Origin of the sequence: Pseudomonas sp. B1(2018) (assembly GCF_003097365.1) — a bacterium.
In the GTDB taxonomy this organism is placed as follows: Bacteria; Pseudomonadota; Gammaproteobacteria; order Pseudomonadales; family Pseudomonadaceae; genus Aquipseudomonas; species Aquipseudomonas laurylsulfatiphila.
In genome coordinates, this window is record NZ_PYUK01000005.1 from 95767 (window position 1) to 113700 (window position 17934).

At 62.4% G+C, this 17934-nt stretch carries 19 protein-coding genes; 15 read left to right on the top strand and 4 right to left on the bottom strand.

The window, feature by feature from the left end:
- Window positions 1–159 precede the first annotated feature (159 nt).
- Window positions 160–531: a fe2+ zn2+ uptake regulation protein gene (locus C9422_RS09415; protein ID WP_116580447.1), complete on the top strand. Its 372-nt coding sequence runs from the start codon at window positions 160–162 to the stop codon at window positions 529–531.
- An 8-nt stretch (window positions 532–539) separates the two neighbouring features.
- Here the strand turns inward: C9422_RS09415 and C9422_RS09420 are convergent, their stop codons facing one another.
- A complete protein-coding gene (locus C9422_RS09420) occupies window positions 540–728 on the bottom strand; it encodes a hypothetical protein (protein ID WP_007970993.1) in 189 nt (62 codons plus the stop codon).
- 156 nt (window positions 729–884) lie between these two features.
- Between C9422_RS09420 and C9422_RS32170 the strand changes: the two genes are divergently transcribed.
- On the top strand, window positions 885–1022 hold the full coding sequence (locus C9422_RS32170; RefSeq protein ID WP_007970990.1) for a hypothetical protein: 138 nt from the start codon (window positions 885–887) through the stop codon (window positions 1020–1022).
- A gap of 7 nt (window positions 1023–1029) precedes the next feature.
- Here C9422_RS32170 and C9422_RS09425 read toward each other — a convergent pair whose 3' ends face one another.
- Window positions 1030–1956 (bottom strand): LysR family transcriptional regulator, encoded by a 927-nt coding sequence (locus C9422_RS09425; RefSeq protein WP_116580448.1) that lies wholly within the window; start codon window positions 1954–1956, stop codon window positions 1030–1032.
- A gap of 117 nt (window positions 1957–2073) precedes the next feature.
- Here C9422_RS09425 and C9422_RS09430 point away from each other — a divergent pair, with 117 nt between their 5' ends.
- The 8 genes from C9422_RS09430 (at window position 2074) to C9422_RS09470 (ending at window position 8819) form a co-directional block, all read left to right on the top strand.
- Window positions 2074–3069 (top strand): aldo/keto reductase, encoded by a 996-nt coding sequence (locus tag C9422_RS09430; RefSeq protein ID WP_116580449.1) that lies wholly within the window; start codon window positions 2074–2076, stop codon window positions 3067–3069.
- 732 nt (window positions 3070–3801) lie between these two features.
- A complete protein-coding gene (locus C9422_RS09435; protein ID WP_085727060.1) occupies window positions 3802–4248 on the top strand; it encodes a DUF411 domain-containing protein in 447 nt (148 codons plus the stop codon).
- The gene (locus C9422_RS09440) at window positions 4248–4682 is read left to right on the top strand and encodes a YqaA family protein (RefSeq protein ID WP_116580450.1); all 435 of its coding nucleotides are present in this window, start codon (window positions 4248–4250) and stop codon (window positions 4680–4682) included. Before C9422_RS09435 ends, C9422_RS09440 begins: the two co-directional genes overlap by 1 nt.
- An 85-nt stretch (window positions 4683–4767) precedes the next feature.
- Window positions 4768–5793, top strand: a complete 1026-nt coding sequence (locus C9422_RS09445) for an alpha/beta fold hydrolase (RefSeq protein ID WP_116580451.1) — start codon at window positions 4768–4770, stop codon at window positions 5791–5793.
- Window positions 5794–5806: 13 nt separating this feature from the next.
- Complete coding sequence (locus tag C9422_RS09450; RefSeq protein WP_116580452.1) at window positions 5807–6760, top strand: D-2-hydroxyacid dehydrogenase family protein; 954 nt, start codon at window positions 5807–5809, stop codon at window positions 6758–6760.
- Window positions 6761–6966: 206 nt separating this feature from the next.
- Window positions 6967–7509, top strand: a complete 543-nt coding sequence (locus C9422_RS09460) for a tetratricopeptide repeat protein (protein ID WP_116580453.1) — start codon at window positions 6967–6969, stop codon at window positions 7507–7509.
- A gap of 66 nt (window positions 7510–7575) precedes the next feature.
- The gene (locus C9422_RS09465) at window positions 7576–8058 is read left to right on the top strand and encodes an RNA polymerase sigma factor (protein ID WP_256589890.1); all 483 of its coding nucleotides are present in this window, start codon (window positions 7576–7578) and stop codon (window positions 8056–8058) included.
- Window positions 8058–8819, top strand: coding sequence for an anti-sigma factor (locus C9422_RS09470; protein WP_116580455.1), 762 nt, complete (start codon window positions 8058–8060; stop codon window positions 8817–8819). Before C9422_RS09465 ends, C9422_RS09470 begins: the two co-directional genes overlap by 1 nt.
- 22 nt (window positions 8820–8841) lie before the next feature.
- Here the strand turns inward: C9422_RS09470 and C9422_RS09475 are convergent, their stop codons facing one another.
- On the bottom strand, window positions 8842–10143 hold the full coding sequence (locus C9422_RS09475; protein WP_116580456.1) for an ATP-binding protein: 1302 nt from the start codon (window positions 10141–10143) through the stop codon (window positions 8842–8844).
- 4 nt (window positions 10144–10147) lie between these two features.
- Complete coding sequence (locus C9422_RS09480; RefSeq protein ID WP_007970971.1) at window positions 10148–10849, bottom strand: response regulator transcription factor; 702 nt, start codon at window positions 10847–10849, stop codon at window positions 10148–10150.
- Between the two features lie 293 nt (window positions 10850–11142).
- Here C9422_RS09480 and C9422_RS09485 point away from each other — a divergent pair, with 293 nt between their 5' ends.
- The 5 genes from C9422_RS09485 to C9422_RS09505 all read left to right on the top strand — a co-directional run bounded on the left by C9422_RS09485 (window position 11143) and on the right by C9422_RS09505 (window position 17826).
- Window positions 11143–12300 (top strand): efflux RND transporter periplasmic adaptor subunit, encoded by a 1158-nt coding sequence (locus C9422_RS09485; RefSeq protein WP_116580457.1) that lies wholly within the window; start codon window positions 11143–11145, stop codon window positions 12298–12300.
- 15 nt (window positions 12301–12315) lie between these two features.
- Complete coding sequence (locus C9422_RS09490; RefSeq protein WP_116580458.1) at window positions 12316–15414, top strand: efflux RND transporter permease subunit; 3099 nt, start codon at window positions 12316–12318, stop codon at window positions 15412–15414.
- Between the two features lie 192 nt (window positions 15415–15606).
- Window positions 15607–16248 carry a DUF1345 domain-containing protein gene (locus C9422_RS09495; protein ID WP_116580459.1) on the top strand — a complete coding sequence of 214 codons (642 nt, stop codon included), beginning with the start codon at window positions 15607–15609 and terminating at the stop codon, window positions 16246–16248.
- A 76-nt stretch (window positions 16249–16324) separates the two neighbouring features.
- The gene (locus C9422_RS09500) at window positions 16325–17164 is read left to right on the top strand and encodes an AraC family transcriptional regulator (protein ID WP_116580460.1); all 840 of its coding nucleotides are present in this window, start codon (window positions 16325–16327) and stop codon (window positions 17162–17164) included.
- A 53-nt stretch (window positions 17165–17217) separates the two neighbouring features.
- Window positions 17218–17826, top strand: a complete 609-nt coding sequence (locus C9422_RS09505; RefSeq protein WP_116580461.1) for a LysE family translocator — start codon at window positions 17218–17220, stop codon at window positions 17824–17826.
- Window positions 17827–17934: the final 108 nt, after the last annotated feature.

The window sequence follows — 17934 nt, forward strand, 5'->3', positions numbered from 1 at the left end:
TTTAGGGTTTTGCACGCATTGGCGTGCGAACTGACAGGCTGATCACACGCCGTCGACAAAATTTCTACATTCGAGCCTTCATGATTTGGGGAGCTCATACGTCTAGACATGCAAGAGCGCCCCATTTTTCCTGATCAGGCTCTGAAAAGGAGTTTTGCAATGTACAACTCGCAACTGCCAACGGACGGTAGCAACGCGCCAAAGGGTACTTCCATGGAAGTCGGCGTGTTCGAGCCGCATACCGATCGCCACGGTAACGAGCGGATCCGGGTCCTGCTCAAGAGCTATGGCCTGCGCACCAGCCTGATCCGCCTGAAAGTCATCGATGCCCTGCTGACGGCCGCCGAAAGCGACCGCAGTCTTGGCGTGCGTGGCGTACACAGCCAATTGCTGGACCTGGACATTCCCCTGTCCTTTCTCAGCGTGCGCGAAGTGCTCAAGCGTTTGTGCATTGAAGGCGTGATTGTGCTAAACCCCGACAAAAGCTACAGCCTGCATCCACAGGCTGCCGCCATCCTGCGCAACCAGTGAGCGAATGATCAGGGCTTGACCTTGCGGCGCATCACGCCATTGATGACGACCACGATCACCGCCACGCCAATGGCGATGTACTGGAACATTTTTTCGCTGATGACGCCGGTGTTCTGCAACCAGGAAAGGCCAAACATGATCCCCAGCACCACCAGGGAGATCAGAATCGAGTATTTCAAACGTTGCGACTGAGTCATTGCGGGTTCCTGAATCTGAAAATGTATCCGGTTTGTATCAAGACGCTTGCCAAGCACATACCCTGTTCTGGGGATAAGCGGCTACAAGCGGGGTCACATGTTACAGCCGATGAAGAGTTTTAGCTTCATTGCGGCGATAACCATGAGGACTTTGAAATGTTGCGTCGAATCACATTGCTGATTCCCCTGCTGGCCATCCTGACCCTGAGCGGTTGCATAGTTTTCCCCCATGGGGGCTGGCATCACGATCACTACTACGACCATGGCGGGCCGGGTTACTACCCACACCGATAACCGCTGATCAACGCCCTGAATCCTTCCTGTAAAAGTCATTGCCGGGCTGGGCACAGAGTTCCACCAGCCAGTCGACAAACACACGCACCCGCCGGGACAACTGGCGGTGCGGCGGATAAAGCGCCGTCATCGGCATGCCCGGTGGCGGCACTTCCCGCAGCACTTCACACAAGCGCCCTTCCTGCAGTTGCCGCGCCACGTGGTAATACGGCGTCTGCACCAGCCCATATCCGGCCTCGCACGCCGCCAGATAACCATCGGCACTGTTGACCGCCACCCGCTTGGGCAGGTCGACCAACCGCACCTGACCATCCACGACAAACTCCAGCCCATAGCGCTTTCCGTTGCTGCTGGAGAAGTACTCGACCATCTGATGCCCGCACAGGTCATCCAGGGTATGGGGCGTTCCGTGCCGCTGCAGGTAGTCAGGGCTGGCACAGGTCACCTGATCCATCATCACCAGCGGCCGCGCCACCAGCGAATCGTCCAGCGTCGAGCCGCCGCGTAACACACAATCCACCCCTTCGCGAATCAGGTCGACCGGCCGGTCATTCAAGCCGATTTCCAGCTCGATCAGCGGATAGCGGGCCGTGAACTGCGGCAGCGCCGGAATCACCACCAGACGCCCCACGCCCGCCGGCATGTCCACGCGCAACAGCCCCTTGGGATTGTGGCGTGCGGCACTGAACACCGCTTCGGTCTCTTCGAGATCCGCCAGCAAGCGTACGCAACGCGGGTAATAGGCCGCGCCGTCGAGCGTCAGGCTGATCTGCCGCGTGGTGCGTTGCAGCAATTGCACCCCAAGATGGGCCTCCAGCTGCTTGATCAGGATGGTCACCGAGGCCCGGGGTAGTTGCAGGCTGTCGGCGGCCTTGGCAAAGCCACCCAACTCGACGATTCGGGTAAAGACGCGCATGGCGTTGAAACGGTCCATTGCTGGTTCCACCGACAGATTGTTTGGATTTTACGAATAGTGATAGCCGTTTTAGCCGGTTTATCTTGTTTCTGTCGAGGCGAACAATGGCCACTCACTTCACAGGGAGCTGATTTCATGCACACACGTCAATTGGGAAAAAACGGTCCTCAGGTGTCGGCCATCGGCCTTGGCTGCATGGGCATGACCGACTTCTACACCACCGGCACGGATACCCGCGAAGCCACGGCGACCCTGCATCGCGCGCTGGAACTGGGTGTCAACCTGCTCGATACCGCCGATATGTACGGCCCGCACACCAATGAAGAGCTGATCGGCAAGGCCATTGCCGGCAAGCGCGACCAGGTGTTCCTGGCCAGCAAGTTCGGTATCGTCCGCGACCCGGCGAACCCCGGTGCCCGGGGTGTCAACGGTCGGCCGGAGTACATTCGCCAGTCCATCGACGGCACTTTGAAACGCCTGGGCGTGGACACCCTCGACCTGTATTACCAGCACCGTATCGACCCGCAGGTGGCCATCGAAGAAACCGTCGGTGCCATGGCCGAACTGGTCAGTGCCGGCAAAGTCCGCTACCTGGGATTGAGCGAAGCCTCGGTGGCGACCCTGGAGCGGGCGCACAAGGTTCATCCGATCAGTGCGCTGCAGAGTGAGTACTCGTTGTGGAGCCGTGATCAGGAAGAAAACGGTTGCCTGGCGGCGTGTCGGCGCCTGGGCGTCGCCTTTGTGCCTTACAGCCCGCTGGGCCGAGGGTTCCTGACCGGCGCATTGAAAAGCCCGGATGATTTCGCGGCAGACGACTATCGCCGTTTCAGTCCGCGTTTCCAGGGCGAAAATTTCGCCAGGAACCTGCTGCTGGTGCAGCAGGTCCAGGCGCTCGCGGCAGAGAAAGGCGTGACGGCGGGCCAACTGGCGCTGGCGTGGGTGCTGGCCCAGGGTGACTACCTGATTCCGATTCCGGGCACCAAGCAACGTAAATACCTGGAGGAAAACGTGGCCGCTCTGCAGGTGAAACTGAGCGCTGATGAACTGCAGGCGCTGGAGTCGGTCCTTGCGGCGAACGCCACCGCTGGCCTGCGTTATCCGGAGGAAGTCATGAAACTGCTTGACCGCTGAGATAACCACATATCTGTAGGAGCTGCCGCAGGCTGCGATCTTTTGATCTTGATCTTCAGCAATCTCCGGATCGCAAAAGCAAGATCAAAAGATCGCAGCCTTCGGCAGCTCCTACAGGGGAACGCGTACACCACCAAACGACGAGGTCGAGCGTTAGCTCGCCTCGCGGTGCTGTTGCGGTGCACGCCCCCTCGAGAGGCCGAGTGGAGGTTCTGCGTAGTGGGCAACCCGGCATGGATGCCGGGTTAGCCGCGTACGGCCATGGATGGCCGATCGCGGCGGGCCCACGGAGCAGGACCGGAGCGAGGGGATGCCGAGCCTAGGCGAGGCACCGAACGTCAGGGGCAAAAGCGTTTGGTTACTTGGCGCTTTTCCAAGTAACCCGCTGTAAAAGCGGAACCATAGGCGGCCGTTACCGCAGAAATGGATATGTACACCACCAACAAAATACGCCAGCCATGAGGCCGCCATCGCCAGCAAGCCGGCTCCTAAAGGTATCGGTGTCCCCCGGGATTGCGTGAAGAACCTTTTTTGAACCCGGCGATCACGTAAACATGCGCCTGCGCCATTTCAACCTGACGATTTTGTAATCTCCCCTTCATCTGCCTGACAGCACTGATCTACCATCATCAGTACAGCGGATCTTTGTAGTACTTCGAAACACTCCTTGAATGCCTGACCGGAAAAAAAGGTCAGAATGCGTTTTTTTGCCCGTTAGCCGAGACGAATCCCATGCGAAACCCTCTGCGTCTGATCGCCCTGAGCGCCCTGTTCATGTCCTCCCTGGCCCAGGCTGCGGACCTCATTCCGATCGAGGTTCATCGCGACGCCAATTGTGGTTGCTGCAAAAAATGGATCAGCCATCTTGAAGCCAATGGTTTCAAGGTCGAAGACCACGTCGAAGCGAACATGAGCGAGTTCAAGCAACAGCACGGCGTGCCGCCACGCCTGGCGTCGTGCCACACCGCGTTGATCAACGGCAAGTTCGTCGAAGGTCACGTCCCGGCCGACCAGGTCCTGGCCTTGAGCAAGCGCGACGATCTGTTGGGCGTCGCGGCGCCCGGCATGCCCATGGGTTCGCCCGGCATGGAAATGGACGGCATGAGCGATGCCTATCAGGTCATAGGCCTGAAAAAGGACGGCACTGACCTGGTGGTCGCGGACTACCCCGCCCATTGATGCCAGGCGCGTACCTCGGGCTGTTTTTCGCGGCATTCGGTGCCGCCACGCTGCTGCCGTTGCAATCCGAAGCCGTGCTGGTGGGGCTGCTGCTCAGCGACCGCTACTGGCTCTGGGCACTGCTGGCGGTGGCGACGTTCGGCAACGTTCTGGGGTCGCTGCTCAACTGGTGGCTGGGGCGCGGGATCGAACGGTTCCGCGACCGACGCTGGTTTCCGGTAAGCCCCCGGCACCTGGTAAAAGCCCGGCTGCATTACCAGCGCTACGGCCATTGGTCATTGCTGTTCAGTTGGCTCCCGGTGATCGGCGATCCGCTGACACTGGTCGCCGGCGTCATGCGCGAGCCATTGGGGCGCTTCCTGCTGATCGTCACCCTGGCCAAAGGCGCCCGCTACGGCGCGTTGGCCGTAGCAACATTGGGCTGGATGGGTTGAACCATCGAGGGCGGCGATTGCCTGTGTTTAATGCCGCCCTAATCGAGCCGATCCAGCATCGGCGGATTTTCCATGGAGCCTCCCCATGTCGCGACTCTTCCCCCGCTGGTTGCCCAGCCTGCTGTTGACCGCCGCCCTGCCCGTCATCGCCCACGCCCAAGCACCGGAATACGGCCCTGAGCTGCAAGGGTTCGACTATCCCTACACACTCAAGCACTTCGCCTTTGAATCCCAGGGCCAGTCCCTGCAAATGGGTTATATGGACGTCGCCGCCCACGGCAAGGCCAATGGCCGCAGCGTGGTGCTGATGCATGGCAAGAATTTCTGCGGCGCCACCTGGGACAGCTCGATCAAAGCCCTCAGCGACGCCGGCTATCGGGTCATCGCCCCGGACCAGATCGGCTTCTGCAGCTCCAGCAAACCGACGCACTATCAGTACACGTTCCAGCAACTGGCGACGAACACCCAGCAACTGCTCAAGGCATTGGGCATTCAGAAAGCCACCCTGCTGGGGCACTCCACGGGCGGCATGCTCGCCACTCGCTATGCCTTGCAATACCCCGAACAGGTCGAGCAACTGGCACTGGTCAACCCCATCGGCCTGGAAGACTGGAAAGCCCTCGGCGTGCCCTATCGCACGGTAGACCAATGGTATGAACGCGAACTCAAGCTCAGCGCCGACGGTATCCGCAATTACGAACGCAGCACCTACTACAGCGGCCGCTGGAAACCCGAATTCGATCGCTGGGTCGACATGCTCGCCGGCCTGAACAAAGGCCCGGGGCATACGCAAGTCGCGTGGAACTCGGCGCTGATCTACGACATGATCTTCACTCAACCGGTGTACTACGAATTCCAGAACCTGAAGATGCCGACCCTGCTGTTGATCGGGACCTCCGATACCACCGCCATCGGCAGTGACATCGCCCCGCCCGAGGTCAAGGCGAAGATCGGGCACTACGACGTCCTCGGCAAACAAGTGGCGAAGTTGATTCCCCGGTCCACGCTGGTTGAATTCCCCGGCATGGGCCACGCGCCACAGATGGAAGAACCGGCACAATTCCACCAGGCCCTGCTCGCCTGGCTGAACAAGACCAACCCCGTGCGTTGAAGAGGAAAGGCTGATGCCTGTACAGATTGCAGTGCTTGATGATTGGCAGAATGTGGCGCGGGACGTGGTGGACTGGTCGGCGCTGGACAGCGTCGGCCAGGTGAGTTTTCTCCATGACTACCCCGCCGACAACCAGACGCTGGCCGAGCGCCTGGCCGGGTTCGAGGTGATCTGCGTCATGCGCGAGCGCACCCGCTTCGACGAAGACCTGCTGCGTCGCCTGCCCAGGCTCAAACTGCTGGTGACCGGCGGCATGCGCAACGCCGCCCTGGACCTGAAAGCTGCCGCCGCGCTGGGCATCCAGGTCAGTGGCACCGACAGTTACAAACACGCCGCGCCGGAGCTGACCTGGGCGCTGATCATGGCCGCCACCCGCAACCTGGTGGCCGAAGCCAATGCCTTGCGTGCCGGCCAGTGGCAACAAGGCCTGGGCGGCGACCTGCACGGCAAGACGCTGGCGATCCTCGGCCTTGGCAGCATCGGCCAGCGCGTCGCGCAATTCGGCCAGGTGTTCGGCATGCGCGTCATTGCCTGGAGCGAAAACCTCACCGCCGAACGTGCGGCGCAAGCCAGCGTGACCCGTGTCAGCAAGCAGGAGCTGTTCGAACAGGCCGACGTGTTGTCGGTGCACCTGGTGCTCAGCGACCGCAGTCGGGGCCTGGTGGACGCCCAAGCCCTGGGCTGGATGAAACCCACGGCACTGCTGGTCAACACCGCACGCGGACCGATTGTCGATGAGGCGGCGCTGATCAAGGCGCTGCAGAAGCAACGACTGGCCGGTGCGGCACTGGACGTCTTCGAGCAGGAGCCGCTGCCCGCTCATCATCCGTTCCGAACCCTGGACAATGTATTGGCCACGCCCCATGTCGGGTACGTGAGCCAACAGAACTACCGGCTGTTTTTCTCGCAGATGATCGAGGACATCCAGGCCTGGGCGGCAGGGACTCCGATTCGCCTGCTGGGTTGAACGAAAACCCCATGTGGGAGCGGGCTCGCTCGCGAAAGCGGAGTGTCAGGCAGCATTAATGTTGATTGACCCACCGCATTCGCGAGCAAGCCCGCTCCCACAATGAATAATTGTGCATGCTGCGGTGTTCTCATCACATCAACCTTGCACTGCGCCTGGCCGGGCGCGACCTGATCTGAAACCCATGAACCTGTGGAGCAAAGCCCATGAATAGTCGTTTTGCAGTTCTGATGGCCCCGCTGTTGCTGACCGTCGCATTGACCGCCTCCCCCGCCCTGGCCAACGGCGGTGGCGGCGGTGACGAGCCGCCCGCCAGACCCAACTGCCCGAAAGGACAGGTGCTCGACACAAGATCGCAGCGGTGCGTCAGGCAGACCAGCAACCTGGTGCCTGACGAAGACCGCACCAACTATGCCTATCAACTGGCCAAGGACGGACGTTATGAGGAGGCCCTGGCCCTGCTTGACACGCTGAAACAGCCAAATACCGCAAAAGCGCTGAACTATCGCGGCTACGCCACGCGTAAACTGGGACGCACCGACGAAGGCATCGGTTATTACCTGCAATCGGTAAAACTCGACCCGCAATACGCGCAAGTCCGCGAATATCTGGGCGAGGCCTATGTGATCAAGGGTCGGCTGGACCTTGCGCAGGAGCAACTGCAGCAGATCAAATCCATCTGCGGCAATACCCAGTGCGAGGAGTACCAGGACCTGGCCGAAGCCATCAACGGATCATCGAAAACCTGACAACCCGAGCGGACGGAGGTCGCCATCGCCAGCGATCAGGCAATACGAACGGAACTGAACCAGCATTTGGCGCGTTTATGGCGCTATGGCCTGCTGTTGTCCCGGCAACGGCATGTCGCCGATGACCTGGTGCAGGCCACCTGCGTGCGGGCGCTGGAGCGGGCCGGGCAATACGAGCCGGGGACGCGCATGGACCGCTGGCTGCTGAGCATCCTGCACTCGATCTGGCTCAATGAAGTGCGTGCCCAGCGGGTGCGGCAAGGTCAGGGCCAGGTGGATGCCGACCAGGCCTTGTCGTTCGATGGAGAGTCCGTGGCCCAGACCCATGTGTTGGCGGCACAGGTCATCCGCCGCGTCGATGCCTTGCCCGAGGCCCAGCGTGAAACGGTATTTCTCGCCTACGTCGAAGGGTTGTCCTACCGCGAAGTCGCCGACGTCCTGCAAGTGCCCATCGGCACGGTCATGAGTCGCCTGGCCGCGGCCCGGGCGAAACTGGCCGAATATCCACCGTTGCGAACGGTGTCCCACCCTTACCGAGGAGAACATTGATGAACGCGAAACCCTCGGACGAACAATTGGTGGCTTATCTCGACAACCAACTCGATGCCGAGCAGCGCTCGCGAATCGACGCGGCCATCAGCGCCGACCCGATGCTGAGCCTGCGCCTGCAATGGCTGGGTCGTAGCAGCCTGCCGTTCAAGGACGCCTACGATGAACTGGCCCGGCAGGCGCCGGTAGATCGCCTGCAAGCCATGCTCGCCACCATGCCCTCACCCGCCCGCCCCGGGCTCAACCGACGCTGGTTCCTGGCCGCCGCGGCCGGGCTGCTGGCCGGCGGCGTGCTGGCGGACCGTTTGTTCCTCGGCTGGCAAGCAAGCCAGCAGACTCACAGCTGGCGCGGTCTGGTGGCCGATTACATGGCGCTCTACGTGCCGGAAACCCTGGATCACCTGCCCGCTGATGAAGCCTCCCAGCGGGCGCAACTGCGGACCATCGATGCGCGCCTGGGCCTGGACCTCGTGCCGGCAAAACTGAGCCTGCCCCGTGCCGAGTTCAAGCGGGCGCAAATCCTCGAGTACGACGGCGCCCCCATCGCCCAGATCACCTACCTCGATCCGGCGCACGGCCCCATGGCGCTGTGCGTGACTCGCTCCAACAGCGGCAGTCGCCATTTCGCCCAGGAACAGCGGCGCGAGCTGAACATCGTGTATTGGTCGGACATGGAGCACGCCTGGATGTTGATCGGGCGCCAGCCGATGACGGATCTGGAGGAGATGGCCAAGGTATTGCGCAGTCGGCTGAGCGCCTGAGCCACGTTAGCCCGGGCGCGCGTCAGGCCGAAGTCGGCAACCACAAGCGAAACCGCGCCCCGCCCAGCGGCGAGGCTTGCACCGTCAGCGTGCCGCCCTGGGCTTCCAGGGCGCGCCGGCTGATCGCCAATCCCAGTCCGAAACCACCCGTGGCGCGGTCTCGACTGCGGTCGAGACGGTAGAAGGGTTCGAAAATCCGCTCGCGCTCGTCATCCGGAATGCCGATGCCGTCATCGTCGACCCAGATTTCACAGCCGCCGGCACAGACCTGCACACCGATCTGGATACGCTTTTCGCAGTAGCGCATGGCGTTGCGCAGCAGATTCTGCAGGGCACGGGCGGTCAGGCGCGGGTCGAGACTGAAGCGTTCGAGCTGGCCGTGCAGCAGCACATCAATGACGATCTCCGGGGACTCCAGCTCCTCGTCGACGCTGCCAAGGATGCTGTCGATGAACTCATCCAGCGACACTTCGACCCGCTCCGGTAGCCGCGCCGGGTTTTGCAGGCGGCTGTAGGACAGCAACTCAAGCACCAGCTCATCGAGCTCCCGGATGTGCGCCACCAGGCTTTGCAGGCGCTCGCGGCTGGCGGCCGGCAAGTCGTCGGAGAGGGCCAGCGCCAGGCCGAAATCCAGACGCGTCAGCGGCGTGCGCAACTCGTGGGACACCGCATTGAGCAAGTCGCGCTGCTGATTGAGCAGGTTCTCGATGTCGCCGGCCATAGTGTCGAACACGCTGGCCAGGCTGCCGATGTTGGAGCTCGGGGAGATTTGCGTGCGCTCGCCCAGATGGCCCTTGCCAAAGCGCTCGGCCGCACCCTTGAGGCGTTCCAGGTCACGCCAGTGCGGGCGCAGCCACAGCAACAGGCACGCGAGCATGGTCGCGCCGATCAGTACGTTGATGCTCCAGTACAACAGGTTGACGTCCAGCGGATCCGGCGGCACCACCATTTGCACCACGGTGCGCTCGTTCAGCGGCGCGACCGCCAGCGTACGCCAGCCCCAGTCACCCACGCGTACAACGTTCTCGCCCCGCTGCAAGCGCTGCTGCTCTTCAGGCGTCAGGCTGCTGTCGTCGTTACCGCTGAGCACGATGTGCAGTGGCTCGAAGTCCTTGTCCATTTCAGCGGCCAGGGCCGGCCACTGTTCGGCCGGGGCCGCATGAAACTGTTTGACGATCAGCGTTTGCAGGCCACGGGAGTAATCGAGGTTGTAGGTGACAAAGCGCTCGTGGAACACCTTGACCACCAGATCCGGCACCAGATAAATCGCGGCGCTGAACGAGACGATGGTCACCAGGTACAAACGAAAGAGGATTCTGAACATCGGCTCAGCATTCCCACTCGGAACGGCTGAACAGGTAGCCCTTGCCCCACACGGTCTTGATCTTGCGCGCCTCGCCGGCGTGGTCGTCGAACTTGCGCCGCAACTTGGAAATCGCCACGTCCACCGAACGGTCGGTGCCGTTGAATTCGATGCCGCGCAGGCGTTGCAGGATCTGGTCGCGGCTCAGCACCTCCCCGGCATGCCGGGCCAGCACCACCAGCAGGTTGTACTCACCGCTGGACAAGTCCACCAATTGCTCGCGCCAGGTCACGGTGCGTTCGGACAGGTCGATGCACAGGTTGCCCATCAGAATGCGGTCGTTGGCGGTCTGCGGCTCGCTGAGGCTGCTGCGGCGCAACAGGGTCCGCACCCGCGCCAGCAGCACCCGTGGCTCGCAGGGTTTGGTGACGTAATCGTCGGCCCCCATTTCCAGGCCCAGGACCTGGTCGTGGCTGTCGTCGCGGGCGGTGAGCATCAGGATCGGCAAGGTCGCCGAATCGGCGCGCAGCAGGCGACAGACTTGCAAGCCGTCGAGGCCGGGCAGCATCAGGTCGAGGATCACCAGGTCCGGCGGATTGAGCCGCGCTCGTTCGCGCACATGATCACCGCGACCGATCACGCTGACGGAGTAACCGTTGCGTTCCAGGTAGCTGGCAATCAATTCGGCGAGGGCGGTGTCGTCTTCGACCAGGAGGATGTTGGGCATGGGGTGTTTCCAGAAAGAGCCGTGGCACCTGTTCCGGCCTCTGCGCGGGCAAGCCCGCTCCCACAGGGACTCGAGGTGAACACAAAGGCTATGAACACCACCGACCACTGTGGGAGCGGGCTTGCCCGCGAAGGCGGCCTGACAGGCGCAATAAAATTCAAGGACTGAAGGATATACGCCCTCACTCGTCTCTGAGTAAAACCCTTACACAATTTCACACAGCACCAACAAAGCTTCACCGCTACCCTCGCCTGCGCCCAGTAGGATGCTGGGAGTCTTTATTGGGGTATTACATGTCGAAGAATCTGCTTGCCAGGCTCAGTCTGATTGCTCTGGCGTTGACACTGGGTGCGTGCGAGAAGGCCTCGAACGCCGAGGAACAGGCGCCGCTGGCCACGGTTCGCATCGAAACCATCGAAGCGCAACCACTGACCATCAGCAGCGAGCTGAGCGGACGGATTGCCGCACCGCGCATGGCCGAAGTGCGTGCCCGCGTGGCCGGCGTGGTCCTGCAGCGCACTTTCCGTGAAGGCAGTGACGTGAAACAGGGCGATGTCCTGTTCCGCATCGACCCGGCGCCGTTCAAGGCCGACCTGGACAGCGCCGAAGCAGCGCTGCGCAAGGCCGAGGCCAACGCGTTCCAGGCCCGGTTGCAGGAACAGCGCTATGCCCAGTTGATCGACGACAAGGCCATCAGCGGCCAGGATTACGACAACGCCCGGGCCAACGCACGACAGACCGCCGCCGACGTCGCGGCCAGCAAGGCGGCGTTGGAGCGGGCGAAACTCAACCTCGGCTACGCCACCGTCACCGCGCCGATTTCCGGGCGCATCGGGCGCGCGCTGGTCACCGAAGGCGCGCTGGTCGGGCAGAACGAAACCACACCGCTTGCGCTGATCCAGCAACTCAATCCGATTCATGCCGACCTGACCCAGTCCACCCGCGAACTCAACGAACTGCGCCGCGCCTTCCGTTCCGGCCAGTTGCAGCAGGTCGGCCAGGACCAGGCCAAGGCCACACTGATTCAGGATGACGGCAGCCTCTACCCGTTGCCGGGCAAAATGCTCTTCAGCGACATCACCGTCGACCCGGGCACCGGCCAGATCATCCTGCGCAGCGAGTTCCCCAACCCCGACCTCGACCTGCTGCCCGGCAGTTTCGTGCGCGTGCGCCTGGAACAAGCGGTCAACCGCCAGGGCATCAGCGTGCCGCAGCGGGCCATCCAGCGCGACAGCGCCGGCATCGCCCAGGTGCTGCTGCTCGACGCAGAACAGCGCGTCGGCCAGCAACCGGTCGAATTGGGCGCCGTGCAGAACGATCGCTGGATCGTCACCGGCGGCCTGAAAGCCGGCGACCGCATCGTCATCGAGGGCCTGCAGCATGCCCGCCCCGGCGAGAAAGTGCAGATCGACGACACCCCTCTTCCACTTGCCCAGGTGACTGGTCAGTAAGCAGGACGCTTTTTTATGCCGCAGTTCTTTATCGACCGCCCGGTGTTCGCCTGGGTGGTCGCATTGTTCATCCTGCTGGCCGGTGCCCTGGCCATTCCGCAGTTGCCGGTGGCGCAGTACCCCGACGTCGCACCGCCGCAGATCGAAATCTATGCCGTGTACCCGGGCGCTTCGGCGCAAACCGTGGACGAAAGCGTGGTCAGCCTGATCGAGGAAGAACTCAACGGCGCCGATCATCTGCTGTATTTCGAATCCCAGAGCAGCCTCGGCAGCGCGACCATCAAGGCGACTTTCCAGCCGGGCACCAACCCGGAACTGGCGCAGGTGGATGTGCAGAACCGCCTCAAAGCCGTGGAGTCGCGCCTGCCGCAAGCGGTCATCCAGCAAGGTTTGCAGGTGGAGAAAGTCTCCTCCGGTTTCCTGCTGTTGATCACCCTGACGTCCAGCGACGGCAAGCTCGACGACGTGGCGCTCAGCGATTACCTGGCGCGCAACGTGATGAACGAGATCAAGCGCCTGGACGGCGTCGGCAAGGCGCAGCTGTACGGCGCCGAGCGGGCGATGCGGATCTGGATCGACCCGCAGAAACTGCTCGCCTTCAACCTGACGCCAGCGGACGTCAACGCCGCCATCGTCGCGCAAAACGCCCAGGTGTCGGCCGGTAGCATCGGCGATCTGCCGACCCGCACCACCCAGGAAATTACCGCGACCATCCTGGTCAAGGGCCAGTTGTCGACCCCCGAAGAGTTTGCCGACATCGTCCTCAAGGCCAACCCCGACGGTTCGACCGTGCGCATCAGCGATGTCGCGCGGGTCGAGATCGGCAGCCAGGAATACCAGTTTTCCACGCGCCTGAACGGCAAGCCGTCCACCGCCGTCGCCGTGCAGTTGTCGCCGGGCGCCAACGCCCTGAACACCGCGACCCTGGTGCGGGCGAAGATGGATGAACTCAAGCGCTACTTCCCGGCAAACGTCGAGTACTCGATCCCTTACGACACCTCCCCCTTCGTCAAGGTCTCGATCACCAAGGTGGTCTACACCCTGGGCGAAGCCATGCTGCTGGTGTTCGCGGTGATGTTCCTGTTCCTGCAGAACATCCGCTACACGCTGATTCCGACACTGGTGGTACCGGTGGCGTTGATGGGCACCTTTGCGACCATGCTGGCGCTGGGGTTTTCGATCAACGTGCTGACCATGTTCGGCATGGTGCTGGCCATCGGTATTCTGGTGGACGACGCCATCGTGGTGGTGGAGAACGTCGAGCGCATCATGGCCACCGAGGGCCTGTCGCCCAAGGAAGCCACGCGCAAGGCCATGCAGCAGATCACCGGGGCCATCATCGGCATCACCCTGGTGCTGGTCGCGGTGTTCATTCCGATGGCGTTCATGCAAGGCTCGGTCGGGGTGATTTACCAGCAGTTCTCGTTGTCGATGGCCACCTCGATCCTGTTCTCGGCCTTCCTCGCCCTGACCTTGACCCCGGCCCTGTGCGCGACGCTGCTCAAGCCGATTGCCAAAGGCGAGCACCACGAAAAGAGCGGATTCTTCGGCTGGTTCAACCGCCGCTTCGAGCAACTGACCGAGCGCTATCAAGGCTGGGTCGCCTATGCGTTGAAACGCACCGGGCGCTACCTGTTGATCTACGGCGTGCTGCTGATCGGCCTGGGCCTGGCCTTCGGTCGCCTGCCCTCCTCGTTCCTGCCGGTGGAAGACCAGGGCTACACCATCACCGACATCCAGTTGCCACCGGGCGCGAGCAAGAACCGCACGGTGCAGGTGGCCGAGCAGGTGGAGGCGCACAACGCCGGCGAGCCAGGCATTCGCGACAGCGTGGTGATTCTCGGATTCAGCTTCTCCGGCAGCGGGCAGAATGCGGCGCTGGCGTTCAGCACGCTCAAAGACTGGTCCGAGCGCGGCAGCGAAGATTCGGCGGCTTCGATTGCCGACCGGGCCAACGTCGCCCTCAGCCAGATCAAGGACGCGGTGACCTTTGCCGTACTGCCGCCGCCCGTGGATGGCCTGGGTACGTCCAGCGGCTTCGAGTTCCGCCTGCAGGACCGCGGTGGCCTCGGCCATGAGAAGCTGATGCAAGCGCGCACCGACTTGCTCGCGGCCGCCGAAAAAAGCCCGATCCTGATGAACGTGCGCGAAAGCGCCCTGGCCGAGGCGCCGCAGGTGCAACTGGTGGTCGACCGCAAGCAGGCCAACGCGCTGGGGGTGTCCTTTGCCGACGTCGGCAACGTGCTGTCCACGGCCGTGGGCTCGGCCTACATCAACGACTTCCCCAACCAGGGGCGGATGCAGCGCGTCGTGGTGCAGGCCGAGGGCGACCAGCGCAGCCAGGTGGAAGACCTGCTGAAGATCCACGTGCGCAACAGCCACGGAAAAATGGTGCCCTTGTCGGCCTTCGTGCAGGCCAGATGGACCCAGGGCCCGGCGCAGTTGACCCGCTACAACGGCTACCCGGCGATCAGCATTTCCGGTGAACCGACGCCGGGCCACAGCACCGGCGAAGCCATGGCCGAGATCGAGCGGTTAGTGGCGCAAGGCCCGGCGGGCCTGGGCCAGGAATGGACCGGGTTGTCGTTGCAGGAACGCTTGTCCGGCAGCCAGGCGCCGATCCTGCTCGGGCTGTCGCTGTTGATCGTGTTCCTGTGCCTGGCGGCGTTGTACGAGAGCTGGTCGATCCCGACCTCGGTGCTGCTGGTGGTGCCGCTGGGCGTGCTCGGCGCGGTGCTGGCCGTGACCTTGCGCAGCATGCCCAACGACGTGTTCTTCAAGGTCGGGCTGATCACCATCATCGGCCTGTCGGCGAAGAACGCGATCCTCATCATCGAGTTCGCCAAGAGCCTGTACGACGAAGGCCACGACCTGGTCGACGCCACCCTGCAAGCGGCACGCCTGCGGTTGCGGCCGATCGTCATGACTTCGCTGGCGTTCATCCTGGGCGTCGTGCCCCTGGCGATTGCCACAGGCGCCAGTTCGGCGAGCCAGCAGGCCATCGGCACCGGGGTGATCGGCGGGATGATCACGGCGACACTGGCCGTGGTGTTCGTGCCGGTGTTTTTTGTGGTGGTGATGAAGCTGGTGCGCAAGCGCCATAAACAACACTGACCAACACCACAAAAACCTGTGGGAGCGGGCTTGCCCGCGATGAGGCCGTCACATCAAACATCAATGTTGCCAGACGGTCCGCCATCGCGGGCAAGCCCGCTCCCACAGGGATCTCATTGGTTTCAGGAATATAGTCAGAACTGACCACCCTGGGCTAAGGTGATTGCAAAGCCCCAACCCCATCGAGCCTCCATGTCTTTCCTCACCCGCACCCACCCTCGCCTGTCCGCCGCCGTCCTGCTGGGCATCGTGGTGGGCATTCTGGTTCCGGCCGATTCTCTGATCAGCAAGATCCTCTTCGGCTGGAATGCCGGCGTGTGGATCTACCTGCTATTGATGCTCTGGCTCACCGTGCGTTCAAAAGCGACCGACGTGAAACGCATCGCCGAAATCGAAGACGAAAACGCCGGGCTGGTGCTGTTGGTGGTGTGCATCGCCGCCCTGGCCAGCCTGGCGACCATCACCTTCGAACTGGCCGGCAGCAAAGACCTGGAAACCACGCGCAGACTCCTGCACTACGGCTTCACCGCGCTGACGGTGATCGGTTCGTGGCTGCTGATCGGGGTAATATTCAGCGTGCACTACGCGCGCCTGTTTTATACCTGGGAAGGCAAAGAGCCGGCGCTGCGCTTTGCCGAAGGCCTGACGACGCCCAATTACTGGGACTTCCTGTACTTCTCGTTCACCGTCGGCGTGGCGGTGCAGACCTCGGACGTCGGCGTGGCGACCCGTGATTTGCGCAAGATCGTGCTGGCGCAGTCGTTGATCGGTTTTCTGTTCAACACCGCCATCCTTGGGTTCTCAATCAATATTGCGGCGGGTCTGTTCAACTGATGCCTGCACAAACGTTCTAGTCATCGCACTTCCAGCAGGCGTTAAATAGCTCGGTTATCCGTCCCGCAGGTGCAACATGAACGCTCACAACTGGATCGATCTGTCCCAGGACGCCGACACCGGCATCGAGACCCTGCGCGCGCATTTCGAAGGCCACGCCTACGACCCGCACTGGCATGACAGTTATCTGGTGGGCGTCACCGAGCAAGGGGTTCAGCAATTCAATTGCCGACGGGCCAGGCACCAGAGCACCCCGGGCAAGGTGTTTCTGCTCGAACCCGGTGACATCCATGACGGAGAAGCACCGACCGCCGACGGTTTTACCTACCGCATGCTGTACCTCGATCCACAGTGGCTACAGCGCGAACTCGGCGCCGTGTTCGATCATGCCCCCGACAACAGTCAACTGGGTTTCGCTGCCACCCTGGCCAACGATGCGCGTCTGGCCCAGGCCACCAGCCTGGCGTTTGAAACCCTGCATCGCGGTGAGCTGAAGATCGTCCGCCAGACCGCCCTCGACGTGTTGCTCGAGCGCCTGACCAGCCACTTGCATTGGCGCGCCCGCGATGGCCAGGACCCGCGTCTGCCGCGCGTGGCGCAGAAGGCCCGGGACTACCTGCATGCCCACGCGCAATACGACATCGGCCTCGATCAACTGGCAACCGTCACAGGCGTCGACCGCTTCCGCCTGACCCGTGCGTTCAAGGCCGCTTACGGCATGGCGCCCCACGCGTATCTGGTGCAGTTGCGCCTGGCAACCGCTCGGCGAATGCTGGCCCGAGGCGAGCAACCGGCGACGGTGGCGATGGCGTTGGGCTTTGCCGACCAGAGCCATCTGGGCCGCTGGTTCGTGCGCGCCTACGGCCTGACACCGGCGCTGTACCGCAAGCGCTGCTCAAATCTTCCAGACAAGTAACGCCTGGGATCGTGAAGATCGGTTTCACTGATCTTTACCGGAGTTTGCCCGCGATGCTCTCTTCTTTCCCGACGTTACTGCCCTTCCTGCTCTTTGCCTTTGTGGCGTCCATCACACCCGGACCGACCAACATTCTGGTGCTCAGCAACAGTGCCCGATACGGCTTGGGCGCCGCCCTGCCGATTATCTTGGGCGCCTGCGCCAGTGCCGCGACGCTGGTGTTGCTGGTGGGCGCGGGCGTTGGCTCCTCACTGACGGCCTGGCCCGCGTTGCAAAACGTCATGCAATGGGTCGGGGTAGCTTGGCTGAGTTATCTGGCCTGGCAGATTATCCGTTCGCCGGCCGAAGCCATCAGCACGCAGAAAACCGCTGCTCGGCTGGGTTGGGTGGGCGCCGCCAGCCTGCAATGGATCAACCCGAAAACCTGGATGATGGCGCTGGCGGTGGTCAGTGTCTTCGCTGGAGCGGGCGAAGATCGGCTCGTCCATGTGATCAATCTTTCAGGGGTGTTTTTCCTGGTTTCCTTGCCCTGCCTGGGTGTCTGGGCGCTGCTCGGTGCCGGGTCGAGTCGCTGGTTGCGCTCGCCCCGGGCCATGCAACGTTTCAATCGCTGCATGGGCCTGTTGCTGCTGGGTTCAGCGTGGCTGAGCGTGCTGGCCTGAACGCCACCCGTCGGTGTTTGTTCGACAATCGACAATCCGGGGCTTGACGGCGAATTGGCTTTTGGTGTCTTCTGAAACCGGTTTCAGCGTTATCTCACGAAGCGCTCG

Excerpts from the sequence above, each read along its gene's own strand:
- C9422_RS09440 (WP_116580450.1), top strand. The coding sequence starts at position 4,248 with ATGCCAGGCGCGTACCTCGGGCTGTTTTTCGCGGCATTCGGTGCCGCC.
- C9422_RS09430 (WP_116580449.1), top strand. The coding sequence starts at position 2,074 with ATGCACACACGTCAATTGGGAAAAAACGGTCCTCAGGTGTCGGCCATC.
- C9422_RS09470 (WP_116580455.1), top strand. The coding sequence starts at position 8,058 with ATGAACGCGAAACCCTCGGACGAACAATTGGTGGCTTATCTCGACAAC.
- C9422_RS09420 (WP_007970993.1), bottom strand. The coding sequence starts at position 728 with ATGACTCAGTCGCAACGTTTGAAATACTCGATTCTGATCTCCCTGGTG.
- C9422_RS09485 (WP_116580457.1), top strand. The coding sequence starts at position 11,143 with ATGTCGAAGAATCTGCTTGCCAGGCTCAGTCTGATTGCTCTGGCGTTG.
- C9422_RS09450 (WP_116580452.1), top strand. The coding sequence starts at position 5,807 with ATGCCTGTACAGATTGCAGTGCTTGATGATTGGCAGAATGTGGCGCGG.
- C9422_RS09460 (WP_116580453.1), top strand. The coding sequence starts at position 6,967 with ATGAATAGTCGTTTTGCAGTTCTGATGGCCCCGCTGTTGCTGACCGTC.
- C9422_RS09495 (WP_116580459.1), top strand. The coding sequence starts at position 15,607 with ATGTCTTTCCTCACCCGCACCCACCCTCGCCTGTCCGCCGCCGTCCTG.
- C9422_RS09490 (WP_116580458.1), top strand. The coding sequence starts at position 12,316 with ATGCCGCAGTTCTTTATCGACCGCCCGGTGTTCGCCTGGGTGGTCGCA.
- C9422_RS09415 (WP_116580447.1), top strand. The coding sequence starts at position 160 with ATGTACAACTCGCAACTGCCAACGGACGGTAGCAACGCGCCAAAGGGT.
- C9422_RS32170 (WP_007970990.1), top strand. The coding sequence starts at position 885 with ATGTTGCGTCGAATCACATTGCTGATTCCCCTGCTGGCCATCCTGACC.
- C9422_RS09500 (WP_116580460.1), top strand. The coding sequence starts at position 16,325 with ATGAACGCTCACAACTGGATCGATCTGTCCCAGGACGCCGACACCGGC.
- C9422_RS09505 (WP_116580461.1), top strand. The coding sequence starts at position 17,218 with ATGCTCTCTTCTTTCCCGACGTTACTGCCCTTCCTGCTCTTTGCCTTT.
- C9422_RS09435 (WP_085727060.1), top strand. The coding sequence starts at position 3,802 with ATGCGAAACCCTCTGCGTCTGATCGCCCTGAGCGCCCTGTTCATGTCC.
- C9422_RS09480 (WP_007970971.1), bottom strand. The coding sequence starts at position 10,849 with ATGCCCAACATCCTCCTGGTCGAAGACGACACCGCCCTCGCCGAATTG.
- C9422_RS09475 (WP_116580456.1), bottom strand. The coding sequence starts at position 10,143 with ATGTTCAGAATCCTCTTTCGTTTGTACCTGGTGACCATCGTCTCGTTC.
- C9422_RS09425 (WP_116580448.1), bottom strand. The coding sequence starts at position 1,956 with ATGGACCGTTTCAACGCCATGCGCGTCTTTACCCGAATCGTCGAGTTG.
- C9422_RS09445 (WP_116580451.1), top strand. The coding sequence starts at position 4,768 with ATGTCGCGACTCTTCCCCCGCTGGTTGCCCAGCCTGCTGTTGACCGCC.